Here is a 25603-nt window from a genome sequence, read left to right as displayed (position 1 = left end):
ACAAACCGTGCCACAAAATAAAATTAATATTTTCAATAACTTAACACAATTAATTTACTTGTCAGAGTTTTGACAGCAAACAAGCTCACAAAAATGCGAGCTTGTTTGACTAACTTTTTGGAAGGAGTTTATGCAGGTAAGGCGATACCCAAGTCTCGCATTTGCGCCAGTTTATAACGTAACGTGCGCGGACTGATACCTAAGGTTTCTGCAACCTCTTTACGCTTACCATTACAGCGCGTTAAGGTTTCTAAAATAATACGATGCTCTTTGTCTTTCAGCTCGTCTTTATAATTACCCTGCTCACTCACTTGCGGTACGGTATCTAAATTAACTTCAACAGGCTGCTCTTGATAAACTGGTGCGTTGTGTGGTGGCGTAGCAACTGGCTTGATATCCGCCGTAAGCAACTCTTCAATAAAAACATCATCTTGATGAATACTATTACCATCGCATAATATCAATGCCCGTTGAATAACGTTATCAAGTTCTCGAACGTTACCTGGCCAAGCATGCAATAGCAGCTTTTGTTTCGCACCCTCACTTAGTTGAGCGATAGGCTCTTTACTTTTCAGGCAATGACGCTCTATTAAATGCTCAGCCAATACAATAATGTCGCCAGGACGCTCGGCTAATGGTTTCCACATTAACGGGAATACATTTAAGCGATAATATAAATCTTCTCTAAATAGATTTTCGCTCACTGCTTCTTTTAAATCTCGGTTACTTGTAGCTAGAACGCGAACATCAAGCTCTATGGTTTTACGACCGCCTAAGCGCTCTACTTCACGCTCTTGAAGTACACGCAGTAATTTAGCTTGCAAGCCTAAATCCATCTCAGTGATTTCATCAAGTAAGATGGTACCACCTTGAGCTTGCTCAAATTTACCCGGACAGGCTTGAATAGCGCCGGTAAACGCCCCTTTTTCGTAACCGAATAAGGTTGCTTCAAGCATGTTTTCAGGAATAGCAGCGCAGTTAATAGCCACAAAGGGGGCATCGCTACGATTTGATTTATCGTGGATAAAACGAGCCAAGACTTCTTTACCCGAGCCACTTGGGCCGAGTACCATGACACTGGCATCTGAGCGGGCAACTTTGCTCGCGAGCTCTAATAGCTTAATACTTGATGGATCGGCAACGATTGGGCCATCGGTTTCTTTTTCCTTTTCAGGTAGATAACGACTCACCATGTTAAGGAGCACTTCTGGAGCAAACGGCTTTGCCATGTAATCAATCGCGCCTAAACGCATTGCTTCTACAGCATCATCAATAGTGGCATAGGCCGTCATCATTAATACCGGCAGCTCAGGATAGTTAAGTTTAATGCTACGTAGTAGGTCAAGGCCGCTCATAGCGCCCATTTGCACATCACTAACAACCAATGAATAGCTATTTTGCTTAAGCAAGATCATCGCTTGTTCGGCGCTATCTGCAGCAACGCAATCAATACCCGACATTTCAAGGGTATCGATCAGTGCTTCTCGTAAGCCTGCGTCGTCTTCAACGACTAAAATAGAGTTAGTATTCATTTTGCCTCCGCTGACATTGGTTCTGCACTAATTGGCAAGATCAAACTAAAACATGCTCCCCCATGAGCATTATTAGTCACTTCAACCCGTCCTTGGTGCGCATTGGCGACTGAACTTACAACTGCAAGTCCAAGCCCCGTGCCTTGGCTTTTGGTAGTGTAAAAAGGTTCGAATAATTTGTTGGCATGGCGTAAATCAACACCCGGGCCATTATCACTGACACTGATACGAACACAGTTTTCGCTAGTTTCGTCACGTTCGGCACTCAGGGTTACCACAGCCTCAGAGCCAATAATTTGAATACTGTTGTGGATCAGGTTTTGAATAGCACTCGCCAGAGCAGTTTTATTACCCATAATTTCAATATCTGGCTCAGGCAAGTTCACGCTAAGTTCACTGTTATTTTGTGCAACCATAGCATCAGCACCGGCTTTTACTTCATTAAGTAACTGTTGCATTGAAACGCTTTCGACAACTTGTTGCTCACCACTTTTGGCAAATAACAGCATATCGTTCACTTGGGTTTCTAAATCTTTTAAACGCGACATTAGCTTTGTATGAAAGTTGCCACGCGAGCCTTCTGGCAATCGCTTTGAGCCTAAATTTGCGGCATACAACATGGCCGCTGATAACGGTGTTCTAACCTGATGAGCAAGCGAGGCGACCATTTTGCCAAGCGCACTTAAGCGCTGCATATGTGCTACTCGCTTTTGTAAGCGCCTGGTTTCAGTTAAGTCTGTCATTAAAATTAACTGCCCTGGCTCTGGAGCAAGCGCAGTAATATCAAGCTTAATTAAACGCCCATCCTTAAGTGATACTTCATGTCCATCGTCTTGCTGCGGTCGAAATGAGCGTTGAATTACGCTAAACCACTTTTCACCTTCAAGGGGCTCACCTAGCATATCGATGGCAATTTGATTGGCTTTTGCGATCATGCCTCGGCCATCTAAAACCACCACACCCGCAGGCATGGTATCAACCAAATGACCTAACCAACTGGCTTGTTGGCGCAGCTCACTCAATTCACCCACATACTCTTCTTGTTGTAAGCATGGGTTATATTGTTTGGCTGTGATAAATTGTGGTTTTAGGACATTTGCTAAGGCCATAATCGATACTCAAAAAATCGTGTCTACCTAGCTAAATGCACAATCCGTACCAAATTTATTTTTGTTTTATTTCAATAAATTAAAGACAAAACAACACTGACAAAAAAATGACAATCGCGAGGGAATAATGCAAAAAGAACACCATTGTCGTTGCCCATGGCTCGATACCAGCAAAGAAGATTATGTGGCCTATCATGACCAAGAATGGGGGGTGCCACTATATGATGATCACCGCTTATTTGAATTTATAACCTTAGAGTCAGCACAAGCGGGACTGAGTTGGTATACCATACTCAAAAAGCGTAATGGCTATCGCAGTGCTTTCAAAAACTTTGTTGTTGAAGACGTTGCCAAAATGACCGAAGACGACGTCGAACGGTTAATGCAGTTTGAAGGCATTATTCGTAATCGCGCTAAAATCACTGCAACTATTAATAACGCACAACGTTTTATTGAAATTCAAAATGAGTTTGGTAGTTTCTCAAATTACCAATGGCAGTTTGTTGGTGGCAAGCCTCTGGTAAACAATCTTGATAAATTAGAGGATTACCCGGCTATTACTGAAGCCTCTACAGCATTCGCCAAAGATTTAAAAAAACGTGGCTTCAAATTTTTAGGCCCGACGACGGTGTATGCCCACATGCAAGCCTGTGGCATGGTTAACGACCACAGTAATGATTGTTTTAGAAAACAAGAGATTATTGATAGTTATTAGGTGATAGGGGCTAAGCTTGGCTTCTATCTTCTCGGTGCTGCAAGCAGCCTCCGGTGGTAAAAAGCTAATTAAGTACTTATTCACAAAGAGGCTAAGAGACGCTGCGCTGATGAGGTAAAAAAAAGGTGTTAAATTTTAGGCTCTAGGCTACTCGGTGTAGCGCGCAGCACCTCGATTACCTTGGTAGTAAAAGTAATTAAGAGCATGATTCACAAAGAGGTTAAAGGAATATTGCGCTTTAACAATTAAAAAAGGGCATGGTTTCTCATTTGTTCCTCATTGTTTTCTCTTTGTGCAAAAAGCTTTTAGTGATTTATTACCACAGCAGACCCCGAATGAAAGACGGTGAGCGCGCCCGCAAGCTTAGCGCCTATAAATAAAGACACAACCCATTCTATAGGCGTAATAACCATAGTACTTAGTTAATTTTTGCCTAAAACCTGCTCTTAACTATTAATCACGCGTTAGGTTATATTTCTTCATTTTTTCGACCAGAGTGGTGCGGCGAACACCTAAAATTTCTGCTGCACGTGCAACAACATAATCGTAGCGCTCTAATGCTTGGCTGATTAAGCTGATTTCTAGCTCAGCTAGGTATTCTTTGAGCTCAATTCCTTCATCAGGGAGTAAACCTGAGTCAACCGTTGTTGCTGGTACTTCAGGTTCTTCATCATCGTAATCACTAAAGCCGGTACTGAAAATATCGTTGAAAGCATCTCGCTCCATCAACTCTTCTGGGTACTCAGGCTCATAAGCCTCAACTTCGATATAACGATATTTAGCTGGAAGGTCTGGCACATCAACCACTTTATCAGGAAACATAATTACCATGCGCTCAACTAAGTTAGCAAGCTCACGAATATTCCCCGGCCACGCATGCTCTTTTAAGCTTTGAATCGCACGCTCAGTAAATTTGGCCGTTGTACCACTTTGCTCGTTCACACGACGCATTAACTCTTTTAAAAGTAGAGGAATGTCGTCGGCACGCTCACTTAGCGAAGGGTTTTCAATTGGAAACACGTTTAAACGATAAAAAAGGTCTTCACGGAAGTCGCCCTTTTCAATCATCTCTTCAAGGTTGCGGTGAGTTGCAGCAATAATTCTTACATCAGCTTGAATGGGCTTAGTACCCCCTACTCGTTCATAGCTACGCTCTTGCAACACTCGTAGTAGTTTAACCTGCATTTGCAAAGGCATATCACCAATTTCATCTAGAAACAGCGTGCCGCCTTGTGCTAGTTCAAAACGCCCCTTTCGCGCAGAAATAGCGCCCGTAAACGCGCCCTTTTCATGGCCGAACAGCTCACTCTCAAGTAGTTCACCAGGGATAGCACCACAGTTTACTGGCACAAATGGCCCGGTATTGCGTTTAGAGAGTAAATGAACGTTACGTGCAACAACTTCTTTACCTGTGCCTGACTCACCTAAGATCAACACATTGGCATCGGTTTTTGCGACTTGCTCAATTAAAAAGCGCACATCTTTTACAGCTTCGGTTTCACCTACTAAACCATCAAATGATTTGTTAGATTTAGCTTGTTTATGGTCACCCGGTAGCATGCGCTGATATTGCTGACAATCATGCAATAGCTGAGTAGTTACATCATGGTTAAATGGCTCACAAATTAAACCTACTACATTTGCAATGCTTAGTAACGGTTTGAGTGTTTCACCAATTAATAAAAACGGAATGGCAGGAAACTGTTTGATCACAGCCTCGTGATTTAGCTGCTGTAAAGCGCCAAGAATGACCATGCATTCTTGCTGTTGATGTTTTTCGCAAAAAGACTGTAATGAAGTCTCATCAACTAATTGTGCAGTTTCACCTATGAAGGTAAGTGCTGCATGTAAACCTATCGCACGATTATTATTATTGTCTAAAATTAAGATCATTATTGGCGAACCACAGTTACCACGAGGTTAGTTAATTTCTAAATTGTAAGCGAGTTTAGGAGGGATGCAAGCGCTAAGCGGCAATTTATTGACATCAACGCCAAAAAATAGTCACTTAGCACTAAAATTTAATACTAAAGAACTAAAGTAAGCCTAATATAGATTCGGCTGAACGATTTGCCTGACCACGTAAGGCAATCGATGCTTGCGATAAAATATCATTAGCTACTTGATCAGACACAGCTTTTGCATAGTCAGTATCTTCTATTCGGCTTTGGCTCGCAGCAAGATTCTCTCGCTGGTTGCCTAAACCTTTTATCGTACTCGCTAAGGTGTTTTGAAAAGCGCCTAGCTCAGCTCTTTGCGTGTTAATTTCTTCAGCTGCTTGGTCGCTAATATCAATGGCCGCTTGCGCACCTGCTTGGGTTGAAATATCGATTCCTGCAATAACTGAAGCAATACTGCCATCAGATGGCGTCACTGATTGTGTGCTGTTGGCATCAGGACCAACTTGAAACGACACTTGCTCACCATCAAATAAAGGTTTACCACCGAATGTGGCATTTTCGAATGTTTCTGAAATTTGCGTTTGTAATTGCGACACTTCTTCTTGTAGTGCTGCCCTATCACTGTCTGTAAGTGCACCATTACCCGCTTGAATAGACAGCTCTCGAATGCGAGAAACAGCATCATTCACACCAGATAGATTTGACTCAGTTACTTGCGAGTAAGAGATGCCATCGTACGCATTATTAATTGCTTGACTGTAGCCATCTTGTTGCGATGTTAATCTATTAATAATTTGCAAGGCAGCGGCATCATCTGCCGCTGAGTTTACTTTTTTACCTGACGCTAGTTGCTCAGCAAGCTTATTACTCGTTTGCTGAGTTTGGTTTAAAAACCCGGTGTTGGGTGATTGAATTTTCATAGCGGCCTCCGACAAACCGATTGCTCAAATTATAGCTTAATTTGCCAAATTTTGTACTTTGTACCATGGTTTAGATAAATTAACTTGGCATCTGACTTGCTAGTGTATTAGTTAATAGTTAAATTACTGAGAACTGTGTCAAAATTCTCACTTTGCGTACTTCACTTTTATAAATAACTACGCCAATGATAAATAACTTAGGTAACGCTATGTTCGACAATAAAACGATTTTAATTACCGGTGGTACTGGTTCATTCGGCAAAAAATACGTCAAAACGCTACTAGAACGCTATAAACCTAAGAAGATCATTATCTTCTCACGGGACGAACTAAAGCAGTTTGAAATGCAGCAAGAGTTTGACCAACCGTGTATGCGATACTTCATTGGTGATGTACGCGATAAAGAAAGACTTCGTCGTGCCATGCGTGGCGTAAACTATGTGATTCACGCTGCAGCATTAAAACAAGTACCCGCAGCTGAATACAACCCAATGGAGTGTATCAAAACCAATATAAATGGGGCTGAAAACGTTATTGATGCTGCCCTTGATAACAACGTAGAAAAAGTAATTGCACTGTCGACTGATAAAGCAGCAAACCCAATCAATTTATATGGTGCGACTAAACTTGCATCAGACAAATTATTTGTTGCTGCCAACAATATTGCAGGCGGCCATAAAACGACCTTTTCTGTAGTAAGGTACGGTAACGTCGTGTGTTCACGTGGCTCTGTAGTGCCTATTTTCCAAAAGTTTATCGAGCAAGGCCGTGACCATATACCAATTACTCATGAAGAAATGACTCGCTTTTGGATTAGCCTGCAACAAGGTGTCGATTTTGTTTTAACTAATTTCGAGCGAATGCTGGGTGGTGAAATTTTCGTGCCGAAGATCCCTTCAATTCGTATTACTGATCTTGCCAAAGCAATGGCACCTGATTTACCAATAAAGATTATTGGTATTCGCCCAGGTGAAAAGTTACACGAAGTCATGTGCCCTGCAGATTTGTGTTTTGAAACTTATGAATATAGCGATCATTTTGTTATCGCACCTGGCATAAAATTTAGTAGCCGCAGTAACGATTTTACAGTTAATGCGATTGGTGAAAAAGGCAAAAAAGTTGCTCAAGGTTTCGAATATAACTCACTTGATAACCCTGATTATATGAGCATTGAAGAAATTAAAAACTTCAATGTCCAAGCATTACTTTAATACTGCATTATGACGAATAAGGTAATTCCTTACGGCAAACAAAATATTTCAGAGGATGACATCAACGCCGTAATTGATGTATTAAAGTCTGACTGGCTAACGCAAGGGCCTGCTGTTCCGGCATTTGAAAGTGCCATTGCAGAATATTGTGGTGCTCACTATGCCTGTGCCACTAACAGTGCGACTTCAGCGTTACATATTGCTTGCCTTGCTTTAGGCGTAGGTAAAGGTGACATTGTATGGACGTCGCCAATCTCCTTTGTCGCATCGAGTAACTGCGCCCTGTATTGTGGCGCAGAGGTCGACTTTGTTGATATCGACCTTGAAACAGGCAATATGTCTGTTGCAGCACTTCAAGAAAAACTAACGTTAGCCAAACAAAACCAGCAACTCCCTAAAGTCGTGATCCCTGTTCATTTAGCTGGTCAGTCATGCGATATGGCAACAATCAATGCACTTGCAAAAGAGTATGGTTTTAAGGTTATTGAAGATGCCTCACATGCTATTGGCGCGAAGTATAAAGATAAGCCTGTTGGCAGCTGTGTTTATTCAGATATTACTGTGTTTAGCTTTCATCCAGTCAAGATAATTACATCTGCTGAAGGGGGTATAGCGGTTACCAACTGCGCTGAGCTCAACAAAAAAATGAGCCGTTTGCGAAGCCATGGTATTACTAATATTCCTGAAGAGATGACCGAGTCAAGTCACGGCCCTTGGTATTATCAACAGTTAGAGCTTGGTTTTAATTATAGAATGACTGATATGCAAGCCGCTTTGGGAATGAGTCAGTTAAAGCAGCTAGATAACTTTGTATCAGTGCGAAACGACATTGCAACAACATATAACCATGCATTTGCAAACTCAACGGTAGCTCATTTAATACAATCGGATGAGTGTTACTCTAGCTATCATTTATATATTGTTCGTTTAACACAGTGTGATGTAGAAGAACACAAGTCAGTCATTACAGGCATGCGCGAGCAAGGAATTATTGCTCACGTGCATTATATACCTATCCATTTACAACCTTATTATCAGGCTTTGGGCTTTTCGGAAGGCGACTACCCTAATGCTGAAACCTACTACAAACAGGCTGTTACTATTCCTCTACATCCTGCTATAACAGTAGACGAGCAGCAATTCGTTATCAATACATTGATTGGTTTAATATGAAGCTTGCTCTAGGTACAGTGCAGTTTGGCTTGAACTACGGTGTCAGTAATCGCGCAGGGAAAACCCGAACCGAGGAAGTTAAGCGAATTTTAAGGCTCGCAAAAAGTGCTTCATTAAATACAATTGATACAGCTGCTGCCTACGGTGATGCTGAAGCTGTTTTAGGCAATTGCACTATTAATGATTTCAATATCGTAAGTAAAGTAAAGCCTTTACCTATTTCATGTAATGAAGAAGAGTGGGTTCACTCTTGCCTTAAACGCACACTTGCCGACTTAAATTTAAACGCTATTTATGGGCTTCTATTACATAACGCTGATGATTTAAAGAAATACCCAAGCCTTTTGGATATTTTATACAACATAAAAACTAACAATAAAGTAGCCAAAATAGGCTTATCTGTTTACTCTCCAAATCAAGTTAGTCAGCCTATTTTAGAGAAAATTGATTTAGTTCAGTTACCGGCAAATATATTTGATCAACGTTTTTTAACAGCAGATTTATTGCAAAAGTTTAAAAATAATAAAGTTGAAGTACACACTCGCTCAGCTTTTTTGCAAGGCTTACTATTAATGTCTGAAGGTGAGTGGCCTGAATATTTTAATCCTATAAAACATTCTCTTGAGAAGTTTCATTTAATTGCTAAACACTTAAATGTAACTCCTTTGGCATTGGCTATTAATTACGTTGTTGATATTGAACTAATTGATAAAGTTGTTGTGGGTGTGAACAATGAAGCTCAGCTTGAAGAAATTTTACAGGCGTTAGAAAGCAAGTTAGAACCCAATGTTTTTTATAACGAGCTTTCTATCGAAGACGAAAAATTTATCAACCCTGCCAAGTGGCAACTCGGTTAGTAGAAATCAGCGTAGTGATGCGCCTTCTTTGTTGAGCATTTTATCAGCTCATTAGCCTTGCTGGGGCCGATATTGAACAAACAATCAATCACGCTTAAATGCGACTCAAAATTACCATTTCTTTGAAGATACTCCGGGTGCTCAAAATTTTGATAGTAAACATCTATGTTGTTTTTTACCAATTGCCCACCAGGGGTAAATTCTTCAATATAATCTTTCGCCCCTATCGGCGACAGATAAACGTCACAATCTAATATGTTACACAAGGAAACTAATCGACTATCTTTTACACCTTCAACGTTAGATAGTTTTGAAGATATGAAAGTTGGCGTGTTAATACCAATGTAATCCATCAGAGCCTTAATAAGAGCTATATTAAACTCAGCTACAGTATTTAAGTTATCTTTTTCAAATACCGATGAAAGAACTGGGAATAGCTCTTCAAAATAGTCCGTTTTATTATAGTTTTCATAAATACTTTTTAGATGCTTTTTTTTCCACACGGTTTCTTTTACAAATGACGTGTTTTCAATAGTGGCAGCTAATCTCCCATTAGGAGTTGATACATGGCAACTGAGCATTAAAGGCTGGTTTTTAGCCTTAATCCTATTTCTGATATGCCAGTCACTTTTCTCTAATTTTACATCATCAAGAAATACAAACTTATCTGCGCTTTGTATCAATGCAAAGTAACCTAGCCATGGTAAATAAGTCGGCTGCATTACACTTAAAATCATACACTGAAGCTCTCTTTGTATAGGCTCAAAGTAAACTCGTAAGGATACCCACCAATTTTTGTGACATAGTCATGTTTTAAATTCACAAAAGGGGTCATTTCTTGCTTGCACATGTCAAAAATAACCATGGGATCTATATAAAATAAAGTAGGATCTTCATACTCTACATAAGTTGATAACGCATTAAAAATAACGGACTTTTCACATGCTGCAAAACTTTTAGTAAGAGCGCTTTTCATAAACGAAAAATTATCAGTTGTTTTGTTATTAAAAACACCACTGATTAAAACGTGATCATAGCCAAGAGGCATAGCATCACTGTGGATATCAAACAGTTTAAATTTAGACTTTCTATCGTTCGAAAATTTTTTTTCGGCAGAATGAATAAACTCTGGGACAAAGTCTAAACCCAGATAATCCCCTGTAAACCCATTATCGCGAAAAAATGCCAACATATCTCCAAGTCCACAACCTAGATCAACAACCCGACTTTTGTTTGATATTTGCTCAAGAAAAATTTTAAACCTAACATTTTGAGCTTCTTTAGAAACATGCTGAACAGATTGATGACTATTACCAAACTTGGCATACAAACCTTGATAATAACTTTTTAGGCTTTCACTCTGACCTGTAGTCATTTATAAATCTCACCATGTTAGTTAATTGAGTTTTAGGCGTAGCAGGCTGAACAAACAAATTTACAATTTTATTTCCGATTTCTTCCGCATTCGGGTAATGACCTTGAGTTTGCAGAAGACCTAAAGAACGGTAGTGGCTAGTGAATAATATGTTTTGTTGCTTTGCTGCATTTAAAAACCGCTCTCTATTTTCAATAAATAAAGGATATCGCCAATACGTTAATTCAGGATTGTATGTAAGCCTTTTAAATTTTTCATTAGAAACTGTTTGCTCTATAAAAGCAATGTTCGACTTTCTGATGGCTGTTAATTTATCTAGCTTTTTTAAACCTTCTAATACATGAGTTATTTGGATAAGATCAGAAAATTGAGCCATTTTATTATCATCTAAGAAGCCTCTAGCCTTGTCAGCAAAAGCCTGACAATTTGTCATTAATGCTCCACCATAGTTTTGGCTAATAGGCTTATCATAGCCAAAACTAATTACTGAGAAATCACCAAAGCTCCCTATTGGACGGCCTTTAAATTTTCCGCCATACGCAAGGCAAGCATCTTCAATTAAAATGACGCCTTTTCGCTTAGCATAATCAGCAATTTCATCAATTGCGCAAAAGTGGCCATACCCATGAACAGCAAGAATGGCCGAAATATCATCATCCATTACTGATTCAATTTGTTCAACTTCCATAGAAAGAGAGCTTAGTGAAACATCAGCTAGTACAACTGAATAACCAGCCATTTGCATAGAGAATAAAACGATAGGACAACAACTTGCAGGCATAACTACCTTACTACCTTGCTCTAAACCTGCGCACTTAAGAGCTGTGATAATTGCAAAACTGCCTGAGCGGGTTAAGATGGCATGATTTCGAACAAAGTAACCCGCTAACTCTTTTTCTAACTCGACTAAACCCAAATTCTAATATCCTTTCGGTATGTAGCAAGCACGAAAGTTTCTGGCTGAGTCAATACTTCTACCTTTGTTGTATATGCTGCTAAATCATCGATTAATTTTTTAAAGTTATAAAAGCGCCACTGCGAATAACGATGTATCAGAGGTATCGTTTTTTCATATTCTAAGTCACTATTCCCTTTAATTTCTGACTCAAAGTTCGCATCAAGAATATCACCTAGTAGAATCAAGCCGCCAGGCTTTGTGACTCGAATCATTTCTAATACCACTTCTAGGGCATAGTCATATGAAGGGAAGTAGTGAAAAATACTGTAGCAAAGCACTCTATCAAAATAATTATTCTTGAATCTTAAGCTATTTGCTTCTGACTGAGTGAATGCTCCATCTGGCAACAACATTTTTGCTTTGTCTACCATAGACTCAGAGTAATCAACCCCCACTAATTCGTTAAAATTATTAGCTATCTTAGAGAGCAACAAACCATTACCACAGCCTACATCCAAAACATTACCTTTAGAGGCTGAGTTTAACTCAAGCTTACTTAGTACATCTGCACTCAGTGCAAGCCAAGCACTGTCATCGAATGGGCGTCCAACCTGCTCTTTAAAGTCAGCACTTGCATTTGCTATTGAATCCCATTCAGCTTGTTTCGAGTCAAATTCGTTCATTTCAAACCTTCATAATTTCAAGTGCTAAGTTTCGTGTTGAATAAGTATTATAAGTTTCAATAAATGAATTTACTTGTTTTGTTTTTTGCTTGATGAAACTGGCTATCCCTTGAGTTAACTTATCAACACTTGCATTTTCAGCCAGACCTAAATCGTAAGTTAAATTACTTTTGACTAATTCTAAAGTATCTTGATGTTGTTCGCGTGTTTGTGAAATAGAACAATTAGGTATTAAACAAAATCCAGCTTCATATTTAGCTAACCCTCCACCACTAATGATTAAATCACTATCAGCAAAGTAACTCGAAATATCTTCAGTAAACCCAACTATTTCTACCTTATTATTTTCAACATTGAGTTGCGGCTTTTGTTTATCTATAAGAGTAAAGTCGATACCAGTAAAAACTTGGTCCAAAGCCGCAATAACTTTTACACCAACACCAAAAGCGTCGTAACCCCCTATAAAAATAAGCACTTTTTCAATTTCATTTTTATATGGTAATGCTAATTTTTCTCCCCTTAAAGCAACTAGTTCTGGTGAAAATGAAAAATAATTCACACCTAAGCAGCTAGGATTAGTAGTTTGATAAAATGAATCAGCATTCAAACGAAAATTAATAAGAAGGTTAACAAAATCAAAGTTGTATTGATTAAAGTCATCAATAACACATAACTTAAAACCAGCACGCTTTAAATTGAGCAGATGTTGTTGAGAAAAATCGTAGCTATCACAAATAATAGTTGTGTTTTCAGCATCACTCAATTTCTTTAGTACTTTAAAAGAGTAATAACTAATTTTTTGCTCAGCAAACAAGTCATAGTTACCATAAAAAAAGACTTTAGGATTATTCGATAGAACACTTATTTGTCTGGCAATGTTTAAACATCTTGATAAATGCCCTAAACCAGCACTTTTCGATGCATTGCAATAAAAAATAAACTTTACGTTACTTTTCATAGTTAATGATGTCTTCATATGCAAATCTGAGTACGTCATGTAAAAGCCAACAACGTCCACTAAAGCGGCCAGAAACGAGTATATTGCAATATGCTGAGGTTAGTGTCTGATAATTAACGGCGGTCGATTCTGCAAATTCATTTGTAGGTACGGGAAAAGTATTTTCAATTTGTTGAACAAAGCCACTTTGTAATGAAGCACCATCAGCAATCAACCCCATGCTCCGCAAGTCGTTAATCCCTTCACTTAAAGTGAACTCTGCTTCACTTTTATCTCTAAGCACCTCAGCAGATACAGAGTAGCTTTTCTCAGTTCGTAAATTATCATAAAGCGTAATTCTGAAAATTTCAGATCTCGGGTCCCAGTTCCATAAATAGTGAGATTTATCATTTGTAAGAGGCTTATCAAATGTTGCATGCAAAATATACGCTGTTCTAAATGTAGGACGATAACTATGAATTGGTAGTTCTCCCGCATGTAATGCAAAAACAGGAGGTGCACTCCAGAAAACAAGCTCTGTTTTAATTACATCACTATTACTTAGTTCTACAGAATCGATTTTACCATTTGATTCGGATATTTTTTTTACCTGAGTGTTAGTGATAATTTCAACGCCTAAAGCCTGTGCTTTATTCACGAGCTCTGATATCCATAACTGAACGCCATCAGTATTAGGATAAAAATAAGATGGCATTGATGAGTTTTGCGCTTTCAAATATGTGTCGTAGTCGCTGCTATTATGAAAACCTAACTTTTTATCTATTTCTGGGTGTTGTTTAAGTATTTTCGTTAAATTTTCATCAAATGCTTTTATCCGGTTAGCACCAAAGTAATTGATACTAGTGTTTGTTGATAAACGTTTCTTATCGACATCCTTACCGTACAGCTTACTAATAACTGGCTTTGCCAAGTTTTCATAAAACGTTGGTCCTAGAGTTTCTTCCAAATATGTTTCTATATCTATTGCAGAACTTGGCAGAACAGAAGATAAAAACTCACCAATACCTATATGATAAACATCTTTATTTAACTTTCTGGCATCAATAGTTTGTGTTTCTAAGTCCCAAGAACCAGCGAAATAGTTTCCTGTTTCAAGGCGTTGAAATTGATGCCACTGTATTTCATTATTCTCAAAGTTAAAGAGAATATCATCCACCTCCTGTATTCCAGTTGTAACTGGAATATGAGTTCCTTGGTCATAAATATTACCTTTGTCATCCTTGACTGAACTTAGCAGCCCTCCGACTGCAGTACCTTGCTCAACCAACAAAACTCGATCATATCTTTTTTTTAGTAATATACTCGCGGTGAGGCCACAGACGCCACCACCAACAACAACACATGTTTTCATAACTAATCACCGATACCATCTAATACATCTAAGCTTACACGGTCACCAATTTCGACTTTTCTACTAATTTGTTTACCAATAACTTGATCGAAATATTTAGTATGAAGCCCAAACCCTGGCCTTACAGACTTTATGTCATCAGCAGTAATAACATCACCTTCATCAAGTGGTTTAGCAAAGTACAAAGAACGTCGAGCTAAAATATTCTTTTGTGCTGACTTAGTTATTGAATAATCAACATTACCAAGCGCCTTCTCAGCATCTCTTACAGCACATACCAATTGACTAAATTCATTTTTATCTAACGAGAAAAAGGCATCTACTGAATCATCACTTTTATCTAAAATGAAGTGCTTTTCGATGATTTTAGCCCCAAGAGTTACACTCACAACAGGAGAGATTATTCCTTGTGTATGATCAGAAAGCCCTGCAAGGCAATTAAAGCGATCCTTTATATCTGCAATTGTCGCTAAATTACACTCTTCTAAAGGCGTAGGGTAAGCTGTAGTACACTTTAAAATCGCAAGGTCTTTACAACCACTGTCCCTCAACACTTCAACAGCAAGCTGAATATCTTCAAGATCCGCTATCCCGGTTGACAAAATTACTGGTTTTCCAGTTTTAGCAACATATTTTAAAAGGGGAATATCGGTAATTTCGGGAGAGGCTATTTTGTAAACAGGTGAACCTAGCTCTTCTAAAAGATCAACGGCAGAAAAATCAAAGGGAGAAGAAAAAATATCAATATCACAACGTTTTGCTTCAGCAAATAATTCTTTATGCCACTCCCAAGGCGTATACGCTTTTTGATATAAAGAGTGCAATGAAACATGTGATTGCCACGGATTATCGCTAGGTAAGCAGAAATCAGGTTTATCACTGTCAAGTGTGATTGTGTCTGCGGTATAGGTCTGTAACTTAATCGCATCAGCCCCCGATTTTTTGGCTTCTCTTATTATTTCCTTTGCTTTTTCTAAACTCCCACCATGGTTGGCCGACATTTCTGCAATAATGTAACAAGGACTAGTAGAGTCAATTTTTTTTCCATTAATTTTCATATTATTCTCTACCTTGTTGTTCATGTTTAAGAGAAATTAAAAGCCCCTCATTACGAATTACTTGAGCATTTATGGCTTTTATTTCAGGATGATCGTCTAAAAATTCTTTTATCTGTTTATAAGTCACATTGAGAGTATCATCATGCGCATCAGCTAGCGCATCTATAACTTGCCAATCTTCTTGTGTATCTAGAGTAAACCGATAATGACTATCATCAGTGTCATTAATCATTTCAATAACTTGATATTGCTGTTCTTTGTTTTCATAAAAATGCAAGGTGACATGCTCTAATTCAGAGGGTCTTAGTGTTTGTAACGCAAGCCCTTTTAGTGCGCTAGTTTCTACAACTTCACAGTCAACTCCTTCTGCAAACATTTCACTTAAAAAGCCATACTGAGCATGTTCATCAATTACCTTAAAACACAAGCGATCACAAATTTCAGCCTCCACAAAGGGTGTATCACCCGTAATTCGCATCACGAACTCACAAGGGTACTGCTCTGTCGCGAGCTGAAACCTTTGTAAAACGTTCTCTTCAGGCCCTCTAAAGTATTTAATCTTATGCTCTTTAGCAACAAGGCATAATTCATCGTTTTCTTGATTAGTCGATGTAAGTAAAACAATATCATCTATACAAGAAGCCTTTTTTAGCCGCTCAACAACATGAACGATCACAGGCCTACCATTTATCTCTTTAAGAACCTTGTTTGGTAGTCTTGAAGACCCCATACGAGCTTGTATGAATGCTATTACTTTAGCCATCTAATTTAACCTTTGAAAACCACTATGGCACACAGGTCCATCTATTAAGCTGGCAATATCTTGGTTACTATCAAGCGCATTTTGCAATAGCTTAAAAACGTCAGTGATAGCAGAAATATACTTTTCACAAACCTCTTCACTATGGGCAATAGAAAGATAAATCACATTACTGGCTAAAAAGCCTCTTTTAAGCATTTCCTGAGTAAACAAAGTTTTAAGTGCCAAGGCTTGATCCGTTGGAAAAATAAAAATTGGTACGCTATCAATGCCAATAATTTTTAAATCAAAGCCAGCTTTGCTAGAAGCATCTAATATTTGCCTTTTGAGTTTGTTACCAATTTCATTTAGTTTTTGAGGTACATCGTCACGCTTAAAAATTTCCAACGTTTTAAGCGCCGCGACAAAACCAACTCTTTCTGTCCAGTAAGAGCTACTAATAAAAGATTGCTGTGCAGCATCCATGACTTCTGAACGACCTATAATTGCCCCAATTGGGTGCCCGTTACCAAGCGCTTTACCTAATACACAAATATCTGGTTCTACCTCTGTTAAGAGGTGTGATGCACCTGTATTTAATCTAAATCCTGAAGAAATTTCGTCGAAAACAACCACTATATTATTTTCATGTGCAATTGCTTTAACTTCTTTTAAAAATTCAACATTTGGTTCACCGTGCCTGAATACTTCCATCATTACGACACCTAATCTGTCACGGTGCTTTTCTACTATAGCTTTAAAACCTTCAATATCACCATCCTTAAATGGAATAGCGGTATTGTGCAACTGCTTTGGCACACCTGCTGGTTTTAGTCCTGGTAAAAGTTGCTCATCTAAATTTTCACTATCACTAATATTTGTTGCTAAATACCAATCATGCCAACCGTGGTAACCGCAAAATGCGACAGTTTCTTTCTTACTAAAAGCGCGGGCAATTCGAATTGCTAACGTACAAGACTCTCCGCCAGTACGAGTGAAGCGAACAGCCCCTGACCAAGGATGCAAGTCAATCAATTGTCTTGCAAGCTCAACCTCTTCATAACAATTTAAACTACTCATTGAACCATCTTGAATAGCAGAAATAACAGCGTCATTAACCTCATCATTCGCATAACCAAGAGAACTTGTACCTATACCCATAATGGAAAAATCGTAGTAATGATTGTTGTCTAAATCCCAAACTTCACAACCTTTTGATTTTTTATAGTAAGCAGGCCATTGCTCCGGGAGAAACATTTCAGCGCGCTTTGATAATAGCTGATTACCTCCAGGGATAATTTTTTTTGCTTGTTGCCAAAGCTTTGCACCAGAGTTATTTTTTAAGGTCATGAAATACCCCTAGAAGAATATGATTAGATAATATCGATTTGTTTAGGAATATTATAGAGATAATAAATTCCCATATATAGGTTATCGGCAAGGTATCTACAAAATAAAGTGGTAATTTATGAAAGCGACCAACGCATGTAAATACCTTGATCTTTCTTATCAAAAGTACGAAAACCTAATTTCTCATAACTCTTGATCGCAGGAATATTGTTAGCATCAACACCTAAAATTATTTCACTAATAGAAAGCTGTTCCATCAAGCAGCGTGCAGTTGCAGTTATGACTTCAGCTGCAACTCCTTTACCTCGCCAAGACGGCTCACCGATTAGTATCCCCATTGTGGCTTGTCCACTTTTTTGGTCTATTGGCTCGTATTTAATATTACCGATATGATTGCCCTCAAAAAATATCCCCCAAAGAATACAATCAGAAGCCGTATTTTTTGAGTTTATATACTCTCTTAATGAGCTTATTGAGGAAGATGAGTAAGCAATATATTGCTTACTCATCTTGTCTTCAAACCAACTTAAGTAGCGTTCAGATGCATCTGATTCATTTAACAATCTCAAAGTGAAGCGGTTAGTAGAGATTGATGTATTCATTAAACTGAAGGCTTAGAGTAGTCGAAGCTATAGTCACTCAATACATTCCATCTTGTTCTGTATTGATTAGGAGCTTCAAGAATGAAGTCTTTCCACAGCTCCTTGGCTTCTTGATAATAAGGGATAATTTCTTTGTCATCACCGAAGTTGTAAAGTAATGAAATTAAAACCGAAGTTACATACAAAGATTCACCTTCTAAAAGAAGGTAAAGGTGAGTAAAGCGTGGGTGGTTTTTAAATGAGAATAAGTAACGCAGGCTTTTTAATAATTGCTGTAATGCATCTGATCGATTATTAATTTCAGAGTCTAAGATTTCAGCCATAACATTACATAATTGTTCAAACTCATTGAAGTCTAGGAACTCTTCTAGATTAATATTCTGCTCTAGTGATTTGAACGGTTCTGCTTTGATAAAATTTATAACCTCATGCTTACTGACGTTCGTAGACTCAATAAAGATGTCTTCTGATAATAATGGCATACTTCCTTTGATGGCAGTACCATCACTACAGTTATAGCAATTTAAACCTGTTCCTAACTTTGACTCTAAAAAGCGCTCCATTTGAACTTTACCGGTGTGCATAAAATGATCAGTAATGACTTCTCCACCGAAGTTACCTGGAACGACCAACTCTCCACCCATTTTTAATGGAGCATGAATCGTTTTACCTTCTCCAGAATAGTAATAACTCCCTTTTGAGTGGTGATGGTTAGGATCTTTATAGCCATTATCTGCACCAAAAAGATAAATGTTCTTAAATTCCATGCTGCCAAAAAAGCTTAACGCAGTGTTACCAACAAGCGGGTTACTAAATCCTATCGTTGTTGTTATGCGGTTATTTTTTAAATATTCAGTAATATGAAATAACGATGTACCAGCTTCGTTCCCTTTTAAAGCTACGCCACACCAACCAAAAAGGTCCAAAACACCTGGGTACATTACATTTAAAACAAGTAAGTTTATTTCTTGTCGAGTTTGTTCAGGCACAAATGCGACTAAAAAGTCCTCTGTTGCTTTTGTTCGTTCAAGAGCAACGTGAAAATCAGGGACAATGCCGTGATTTAGTAAAGAAGTGGTCGCTGAATTACATGCAACAACAATGACATCTTTTTGATATTTTTTTATCACCTCAATGTCTTTATCAAGAGAAGGCCCGTTCGCAACTATAAAGATAGGAAATTGATTAAAATCAGGTGATATTTTATTTTCTGGCTTTAATAAGTTAACAGGCTTGTGACTATTTTCAACGGTATGAGCAATACTTAACAAGGCATCATCAAAAAAGCCCCACCCCATAAAAAACTGATGAAAGTTTCCTTTAAATTCAGCTATGAGTCTATTAACAGCTTCTGAGGGATAATGTTGAAAGAAAAGTGCAGAGGCGACACTAAACGCACCTATCTGGTTTGCTCTATCATGTAACGCTTCGTACATTTCACTTTCTGAAACTCCAATGGCAAAGTAAAGAAAGCTACCAGAATCATCTACTTTTTTTAGAAATGACAGCCAATCAAATGTGAATAAACTGGCGAAAAAGTAATCTTCATTTGGCTCAAAAATACTGATGTAATCGGCAACAAAGTCGTCAAAAAAATGATTAAGGTAGTAGCCTAAACCAACACCAAATATGATCGCACTCGGTATGCGCTCATCAATTCTCTTGTTATCTTCTAAGTTACGACTAGCCTCGTTGTAAACTCGACCAATAGACTTCATTAAATCAATATGAACAAAATTAGTTTCGTTTTTCAAAAACTCAACACGACTATGATCAACTTTACCTACAATTGGATTGAGGAACATTTGCTCAATCTGTGATTTAGATTGCGCTAGAGGATCTTCTCCATATAACGGAACGCCAGTGTCATAATCAACAAAGTTAGCAGTACCGTTCTCATTAAGGAATAATTTAAATTTATCCGATGGCTGGTGAGATAAAAACTTTTCAGCTATCTCAGGAAAGTACTTTTGAAAAGCTTTGATATTAGTTTCAAAACGCTCATTAGCCTGCTCAGCAAAAAGTGATTCTTGTCTATCTTTATTAGAAATATTTTCTAACTGTGCTTCGATTTCTTCAATTTGCTGCTGTTGAGATAGTTCAGACATTTTGGTATTTCTTCAAGTTTTTTTGATTTTTTTGATACTGAGCTAATTGCTCAAAAGTTGATTGCTTTAACTCTGAAACCTGATTTATTAGCGCTTGATGTTTATCTACGATGCTTTGCAGTTGTGTAGAATCTTCAAATTGACCATGTTCAATAGACTTTTTAAATTGTATTTTAATTTCTTCATCTATTTTTAATAGCTTTTCAAAGTCGCCCATATCAATTGCAGTAGTAAACTCAGAAAACAGCTTATCGAAATTAGCCAACATTGGCATCAACACCGTTTTCGTTCAGGGTTTGTTCTCTAATATCGTGCGGAATAGCATCCCAAGCTGATTTGATCTCTTTCAGTAGGTTTGACACTTCAGTGACTATTTCAGGATCATTCTTGATACTAGCATCTAAAAGTCTATCAATCATATATGAATACAATGCGTAAAGATTTTCAGTTACTTCACCACCGACATCAAAATCTAGACAACCTCTCAACGCTTCAAGTATGGCAGAGGCCTTTGATAAATGTTCACTTTTAGCTTCAAAGTGTTTTTTTTCTATGGCTACTTTTGCATGAACCATTTTTTCTATTGCACCTGCCATAAGCATTTGAATAATCTCATAGCGGTCCGCACCTGCTACGCGAGTTTTTAGTGCTTCTTTTTGATAATTTTTTACTTTTGCGTTGTACATAAATCACCTAATAATAATCTTAACTGCTTTCAAACTATGAATTAGACTTAGTGAACCCAGGTAAACTTGATAGCTGTGCACTTAAATAAGTTTGTGTTGACTGCATTTGTGCCAACAAAACATCTAAACCTGAATACTGCTGTCTTAATCGTGTTTCAAGCTCTTCCATCCTATACTGATGATTTATAACATCATCTTCTAATTCATCTAGTTGACCGTTGAGGCTTTCTTCACGTTGTTTGATTATGCCGTCTGAATCTACATAGTTATCAAGCAGTGTTTCAAATTGTTTCGCAATACCATTTTCACCTGCAAAAGCTTTGCCAATATTATCAAAATTGTCATCCATCGCCTCATTCAAACTTCTTACCAGTGATGATTTTTCTAGATAACCTTCTTTATTAACGCCTAAACCAATATCAAAAATGCTTGTAAAAGGCCCTGCGTCAGTAAGGTTAGTTGATAGTGTATTGACGAGCTGTGAGCTTAATGAGCGTATTGTTGCATCACTATTTAATGGCTTTCCAACTCGTGATTGAAACCCAAGTTGGCCTACAACATTATTATAGTTAGCAATAAGTTCATCAACTAGCTTAGTAATACTCTCTCTATCATACTCAACAGACAGTTTTGCAGTTTCACCGTCAACACTCTGACGTTTAGCTGTAATAGTCATATCTTGTACGGCATCTTTAAACGTATTTGTATCGTTGGTGATTTCGATTCCATCAACTTTAATAACAGCATCTTTGGCTTCGTTACCAGTAGCAATCGCTATACCTCCAGCCCCTCCGCCATTAGCCACCGTAGAGACATTATCAAGTTCAGCATTATCATTAGAAATAACAAGATCATTCCCTGTACCAGTTACATTAGAGGTGAAAACTAATTTAGACTCTGACCCTGTATTGATAATGTTCGCAGTCACACCAAAGTTACTGTTTGATTCATTTATTGCGTCACGCAAATCAGCTAATGTCGCACCAGCATCAAGAGTGATATCAAAGCTTTTGTCACCTGCAGCAAACGACAATGTACCGCCAGAAGCAGTGACAACATCATCTGTTGAAGAAAATAAACCATCATTAGAGGTCGCGCGACTACCCTGCGCAAGTTCAATTACCTCGATGTTAAAATCACCTGGTGTAATATCAGAAGTAGGTGTAACAGAGATGAGATCTCCATCGTCACTTGTTGGTTGCTTTATGTTTGCGATACGTTTATCAAAGTTGTCGGGATCGGCCAATTTCTCGATAGTATCTTGCAGCTTCGATAGAGCAGACTTAACCTCCCCAAGTGCTGAAAGCTCAACCTGAAGAGACTCTTCTTTCTTCACAAAAGCATTCATTTTAGGAGTATTTTCAGCCGAGATAGTTGCCGAGATGATACTCTCAAGATCTAGGCCTGATCCGATACCTGCTGATGTAATTAATGGCATATGTAATACTCCTAATAAAACTGGCGTTTAAACTGAACTATCTACCAGTAAGCCTTTGTTAGTTAATTTATCGGCAAACTCATCCAAAGCTTTAGCTACTTCTCGAAACTCCTTGGTCGGAATCTCTCTAATTATTTCGTTACTTTCTTTATCAAACACTTTGATAACTGGAGGATCGCCAAGCTCGTCAAATTCAAATACTAAATTTGTAGCGGTAACTGGAATGTACTCATTTAACTTTTCTAGATTTTCCTTTACCTCAGCAATTAAATCACGTTTATCTTGCTGGTCTTTTTTCGCAACGTCTTGAACGTCTACAGGCTCACGTCCAGCAAGTTCTGTGCCTTTATTTTTTTTTGCATCGTCAAGTTCTGCTTTAAGTAAGCTTGGTGCTGAAGCAGCTATATTATCAGGTGCCTTTTTAAGCGAGTTAACTTCAATCATCGCATCAATCTCCTATAACAACTAAGTTAAGTATAGCCACTGTGCTAAAACTTTCCTTAGCACAGTGGAGATCAACTAACTTATTAACCCAGAAGCGATAAAGCTACTTGTGGACGTTGATTTGCTTGACTCAAGATTGAGCTACTTGCTTGTTGTAAGATTTGCATCTTAGTTAAGTTAGCTGTCTCAGTGGCAAAGTCTGTATCTTGGATACGCGAACGTGCAGCAGATAAGTTCTCAGCTATATTAGACTGATTTCGAATCGTTGATTGGAATCGGTTTTGAACTGCACCTAGCTCAGCGCGTTTTTTATCTACCACTGCGATTAATGAATCCATACCCGCTAATGTTACCTGCGCATTTACCTGGCTAGATACACTTATAGCTGTTGCGATATAAGCTGCAGCAAATGTGTCTGTCGTTAATGCTGCACCACCGATGTCTGACGCACCTTCAGCAAGGCCAGACAAACGATCACCTGTAACTGCACTTGCGATACCGGCAATACCAGATAAAGTGAAGCCACCATTCGCCGAAAGAGAACCAGTTGTAGAACCACCAACGTTTTGCATACTAAAGCTAATAGTTTGAACAGCATCAGCACCGACTTGGAAATTCGCATCATAAGAGCCATCTAATAAATTTTGGCCACCAAAGGTAGTATCTTCAGCAACACGATTTACCTCAGACATTAGTGAACGAATTTCTTCTTGAAGAGCTAAACGATCTTCATCAGTGTTTGAACCATTTGATGCTTGTTGAGCTAGTGTGCGAACACGTTGAAACATTGACGTTACTTCGTCAAGCGCACCTTCAGCTGTTTGTGCCAGTGAAATACCGTCGTTAGCATTTCGGTTACCTTGATTTAAACCATTAACTTGGCCTGTTAAACGATTAGAAATTTGCATACCAGCCGCATCATCCTTTGCGCTATTGATCCGCAAACCAGATGAAAGACGTTGGAACGAGGTGTCTAAAGAGTTGCCAGATTTCATTAACTGGCGCTGTGCGTTCAAAGAACTCACATTAGTATTTACATAGATAGCCATAATAGCCTCCGCTTTATCATTTTATAGCTAAATAGCGGGATACCCCTACCCTGCTATTTAACCGACTTAGAGTCCTAGATTGATAGTTCTCTAAATCAGTTATCGTCTGATAAAGCGAAAGCTTTAGCTTTATTTGTAAAATTTTTAACTATTTTTTAAATTTTAACCTTGTAGCAAGCTTAAGGCAGCCTGAGGTCGTTGATTTGCTTGACCTAAAATTGTTTGACTTGCTTGCTGTAAAATTTGATTTTTAGTCAATTGCGCTGTTTCAGCGGCAAAATCAGCATCTTTAATTCGTGATTTTGCTGCCGATAAATTTTCTGAAATATTTGCTTGGTTACGAATAGTTGATTGAAAACGGTTTTGCACCGCACCCAGCTCTGCTCGCTTTTTATCTACTACGGCGATTAAAGCATCCATTCCTGCAAAAACTAACTGCGCATTTACTTGAGTTGAAACTGAAACAGAAGAGGCTCTAAACACTGCATCAAATGTATCAGTTGCCAACGCCGCACCACCAATATCTGAAGCACCTTCGGCTAGACCTGAAAGCTGCTGACCACCAACGGCACTTGCTATACCTGCAATTCCTGAAAGAGTGAAACCACCATCTGCAGATAAACTATTAACAGCTGCCGTACCACCCACATTTTGCATACTAAACCCGATTGTTTGTACTGCATCTGCGCCTATTTGGAAACTAGCAGAGTAACTACCATCAAGTAGGTTTTGACCACCAAACGTAGTATCAGTCGCAATACGATTAACTTCGTCCGATAACTGTCGAATTTCTTCTTGGATAGCTAAGCGATCTTCGTCTGTATTTGAACCATTCGCAGCTTGCTGCGCTAAAGTTCGGATTCGTTGGAACGTAGATGTGATCTCATCCATCGCGCCCTCAGCTGTCTGAGCAAGTGAAATACCATCGTTCGCGTTACGGTTACCTTGATTCAAACCTAGAATTTGTGACTGTAAGCGGTCAGAGATTTGCAAACCAGCAGCATCATCAGCCGCACTGTTAATGCGAAGACCTGATGAAAGACGTTTAAAAGAGGTATCAAGATCTGTACCTGTTCTATCCAACTGTCTTTGTGCGTTTAATGCACTAACATTAGTATTTACATATAAAGCCATAATAAACTCTCTTCTTTTCTGTCAAAGTTAAGTCACTTTAAAAGTGAATTTGACAAAGTGACTTGTTACAGCGGCAAACCTGAGTCGCCTGGGGCAAAAAACTGCCACTTTGCGGATTAATTAGTTAACTTGAAAAGATAAGAGCAATTAGTAGGCCAACTATTCAAAAAAATAATGAAAAAGGCTCCATTTGGAGCCTTTTTAAGAGATAAGTTTAAGAGTGGGTTCAGTTAACACAAATTATGGCATAATTTGTGCTTTGTATTTTATGTTCTTACAAATGTTAGAACACTACTGTCAGGATTTTGAGCG

At 38.4% G+C, this 25603-nt stretch carries 25 protein-coding genes; 4 read left to right on the top strand and 21 right to left on the bottom strand.

Annotated elements, in window-relative coordinates:
- Positions 1-128 precede the first annotated feature (128 nt).
- On the bottom strand, positions 129-1532 hold the full coding sequence (locus tag ISP07_RS04915; protein ID WP_209327000.1) for a sigma-54-dependent transcriptional regulator: 1404 nt from the start codon (positions 1530-1532) through the stop codon (positions 129-131).
- A complete protein-coding gene (locus ISP07_RS04910; RefSeq protein ID WP_209326999.1) occupies positions 1529-2641 on the bottom strand; it encodes a sensor histidine kinase in 1113 nt (370 codons plus the stop codon). The genes ISP07_RS04915 and ISP07_RS04910 overlap by 4 nt, the downstream gene beginning before the upstream one ends.
- A gap of 127 nt (positions 2642-2768) precedes the next feature.
- Between ISP07_RS04910 and ISP07_RS04905 the strand changes: the two genes are divergently transcribed.
- Positions 2769-3356 carry a DNA-3-methyladenine glycosylase I gene (locus ISP07_RS04905; protein ID WP_209326998.1) on the top strand — a complete coding sequence of 196 codons (588 nt, stop codon included), beginning with the start codon at positions 2769-2771 and terminating at the stop codon, positions 3354-3356.
- 453 nt (positions 3357-3809) lie between these two features.
- Here ISP07_RS04905 and ISP07_RS04900 read toward each other — a convergent pair whose 3' ends face one another.
- Both ISP07_RS04900 and ISP07_RS04895 read right to left on the bottom strand, forming a co-directional pair.
- Positions 3810-5249, bottom strand: coding sequence for a sigma-54 dependent transcriptional regulator (locus tag ISP07_RS04900; protein WP_209326997.1), 1440 nt, complete (start codon positions 5247-5249; stop codon positions 3810-3812).
- Positions 5250-5391: 142 nt separating this feature from the next.
- Positions 5392-6177 (bottom strand): flagellin, encoded by a 786-nt coding sequence (locus tag ISP07_RS04895; RefSeq protein WP_209326996.1) that lies wholly within the window; start codon positions 6175-6177, stop codon positions 5392-5394.
- Between the two features lie 209 nt (positions 6178-6386).
- On the opposite strand from ISP07_RS04895, the gene pseB reads away from it, so the two are divergent.
- The 3 genes from pseB to ISP07_RS04880 are packed head-to-tail and all read left to right on the top strand — an operon-like array spanning position 6387 to position 9418.
- Complete coding sequence (pseB, locus tag ISP07_RS04890; RefSeq protein WP_054553281.1) at positions 6387-7388, top strand: UDP-N-acetylglucosamine 4,6-dehydratase (inverting); 1002 nt, start codon at positions 6387-6389, stop codon at positions 7386-7388.
- 9 nt (positions 7389-7397) lie between these two features.
- Entirely contained in the window at positions 7398-8561 is a 1164-nt protein-coding gene (pseC, locus tag ISP07_RS04885) for a UDP-4-amino-4,6-dideoxy-N-acetyl-beta-L-altrosamine transaminase (protein WP_209326995.1), read from the top strand.
- Positions 8558-9418 (top strand): aldo/keto reductase, encoded by an 861-nt coding sequence (locus tag ISP07_RS04880; protein ID WP_209326994.1) that lies wholly within the window; start codon positions 8558-8560, stop codon positions 9416-9418. Before pseC ends, ISP07_RS04880 begins: the two co-directional genes overlap by 4 nt.
- On the opposite strand, the gene ISP07_RS04875 is transcribed toward ISP07_RS04880, so the two are convergent.
- The 17 genes from ISP07_RS04875 to ISP07_RS04795 form a co-directional block, all read right to left on the bottom strand.
- On the bottom strand, positions 9415-10155 hold the full coding sequence (locus ISP07_RS04875; protein ID WP_209326993.1) for a WbqC family protein: 741 nt from the start codon (positions 10153-10155) through the stop codon (positions 9415-9417). The two genes, ISP07_RS04880 and ISP07_RS04875, sit on opposite strands and share 4 nt — an antisense overlap.
- Positions 10152-10793, bottom strand: coding sequence for a class I SAM-dependent methyltransferase (locus tag ISP07_RS04870; protein ID WP_209326992.1), 642 nt, complete (start codon positions 10791-10793; stop codon positions 10152-10154). Before ISP07_RS04870 ends, ISP07_RS04875 begins: the two co-directional genes overlap by 4 nt.
- Positions 10774-11709, bottom strand: coding sequence for a DegT/DnrJ/EryC1/StrS family aminotransferase (locus ISP07_RS04865; protein ID WP_054553285.1), 936 nt, complete (start codon positions 11707-11709; stop codon positions 10774-10776). Before ISP07_RS04865 ends, ISP07_RS04870 begins: the two co-directional genes overlap by 20 nt.
- Positions 11700-12374, bottom strand: a complete 675-nt coding sequence (locus ISP07_RS04860; RefSeq protein WP_209326991.1) for a class I SAM-dependent methyltransferase — start codon at positions 12372-12374, stop codon at positions 11700-11702. Before ISP07_RS04860 ends, ISP07_RS04865 begins: the two co-directional genes overlap by 10 nt.
- Position 12375: 1 nt before the next feature.
- Positions 12376-13332: a glycosyl transferase gene (locus ISP07_RS04855; protein ID WP_209326990.1), complete on the bottom strand. Its 957-nt coding sequence runs from the start codon at positions 13330-13332 to the stop codon at positions 12376-12378.
- The gene (locus ISP07_RS04850; RefSeq protein ID WP_209326989.1) at positions 13322-14683 is read right to left on the bottom strand and encodes an NAD(P)-binding protein; all 1362 of its coding nucleotides are present in this window, start codon (positions 14681-14683) and stop codon (positions 13322-13324) included. The genes ISP07_RS04855 and ISP07_RS04850 overlap by 11 nt, the downstream gene beginning before the upstream one ends.
- Before the next feature lie 2 nt (positions 14684-14685).
- On the bottom strand, positions 14686-15741 hold the full coding sequence (gene pseI / locus ISP07_RS04845) for a pseudaminic acid synthase (protein ID WP_054553289.1): 1056 nt from the start codon (positions 15739-15741) through the stop codon (positions 14686-14688).
- A gap of 1 nt (position 15742) precedes the next feature.
- Positions 15743-16504 (bottom strand): cytidylyltransferase domain-containing protein, encoded by a 762-nt coding sequence (locus tag ISP07_RS04840; protein ID WP_209326988.1) that lies wholly within the window; start codon positions 16502-16504, stop codon positions 15743-15745.
- Positions 16505-17830 (bottom strand): aminotransferase class III-fold pyridoxal phosphate-dependent enzyme, encoded by a 1326-nt coding sequence (locus ISP07_RS04835; protein ID WP_209326987.1) that lies wholly within the window; start codon positions 17828-17830, stop codon positions 16505-16507. It lies immediately after the preceding gene.
- A 116-nt stretch (positions 17831-17946) separates the two neighbouring features.
- A complete protein-coding gene (locus ISP07_RS04830; RefSeq protein ID WP_054553292.1) occupies positions 17947-18432 on the bottom strand; it encodes a GNAT family N-acetyltransferase in 486 nt (161 codons plus the stop codon).
- Positions 18432-20540 (bottom strand): 6-hydroxymethylpterin diphosphokinase MptE-like protein, encoded by a 2109-nt coding sequence (locus ISP07_RS04825; RefSeq protein ID WP_209326986.1) that lies wholly within the window; start codon positions 20538-20540, stop codon positions 18432-18434. The genes ISP07_RS04830 and ISP07_RS04825 overlap by 1 nt, the downstream gene beginning before the upstream one ends.
- On the bottom strand, positions 20533-20808 hold the full coding sequence (locus ISP07_RS04820; RefSeq protein WP_209326985.1) for a hypothetical protein: 276 nt from the start codon (positions 20806-20808) through the stop codon (positions 20533-20535). Before ISP07_RS04820 ends, ISP07_RS04825 begins: the two co-directional genes overlap by 8 nt.
- Entirely contained in the window at positions 20798-21226 is a 429-nt protein-coding gene (fliS, locus tag ISP07_RS04815; protein ID WP_209326984.1) for a flagellar export chaperone FliS, read from the bottom strand. The genes ISP07_RS04820 and fliS overlap by 11 nt, the downstream gene beginning before the upstream one ends.
- Positions 21227-21260: 34 nt before the next feature.
- A complete protein-coding gene (gene fliD, locus ISP07_RS04810; protein WP_209326983.1) occupies positions 21261-22664 on the bottom strand; it encodes a flagellar filament capping protein FliD in 1404 nt (467 codons plus the stop codon).
- 27 nt (positions 22665-22691) lie between these two features.
- On the bottom strand, positions 22692-23108 hold the full coding sequence (locus tag ISP07_RS04805) for a flagellar protein FlaG (RefSeq protein ID WP_054553297.1): 417 nt from the start codon (positions 23106-23108) through the stop codon (positions 22692-22694).
- 83 nt (positions 23109-23191) lie between these two features.
- Entirely contained in the window at positions 23192-24157 is a 966-nt protein-coding gene (locus tag ISP07_RS04800; RefSeq protein ID WP_054553298.1) for a flagellin, read from the bottom strand.
- A gap of 162 nt (positions 24158-24319) precedes the next feature.
- Entirely contained in the window at positions 24320-25291 is a 972-nt protein-coding gene (locus ISP07_RS04795; protein WP_209326982.1) for a flagellin, read from the bottom strand.
- Positions 25292-25603 lie beyond the last annotated feature (312 nt).

It is taken from the genome of Pseudoalteromonas sp. PA2MD11, assembly GCF_017808125.1.
Lineage (GTDB): Bacteria > Pseudomonadota > Gammaproteobacteria > Enterobacterales > Alteromonadaceae > Pseudoalteromonas > Pseudoalteromonas simplex.
This window is presented reverse-complemented; position numbering and strand designations above follow the sequence as displayed.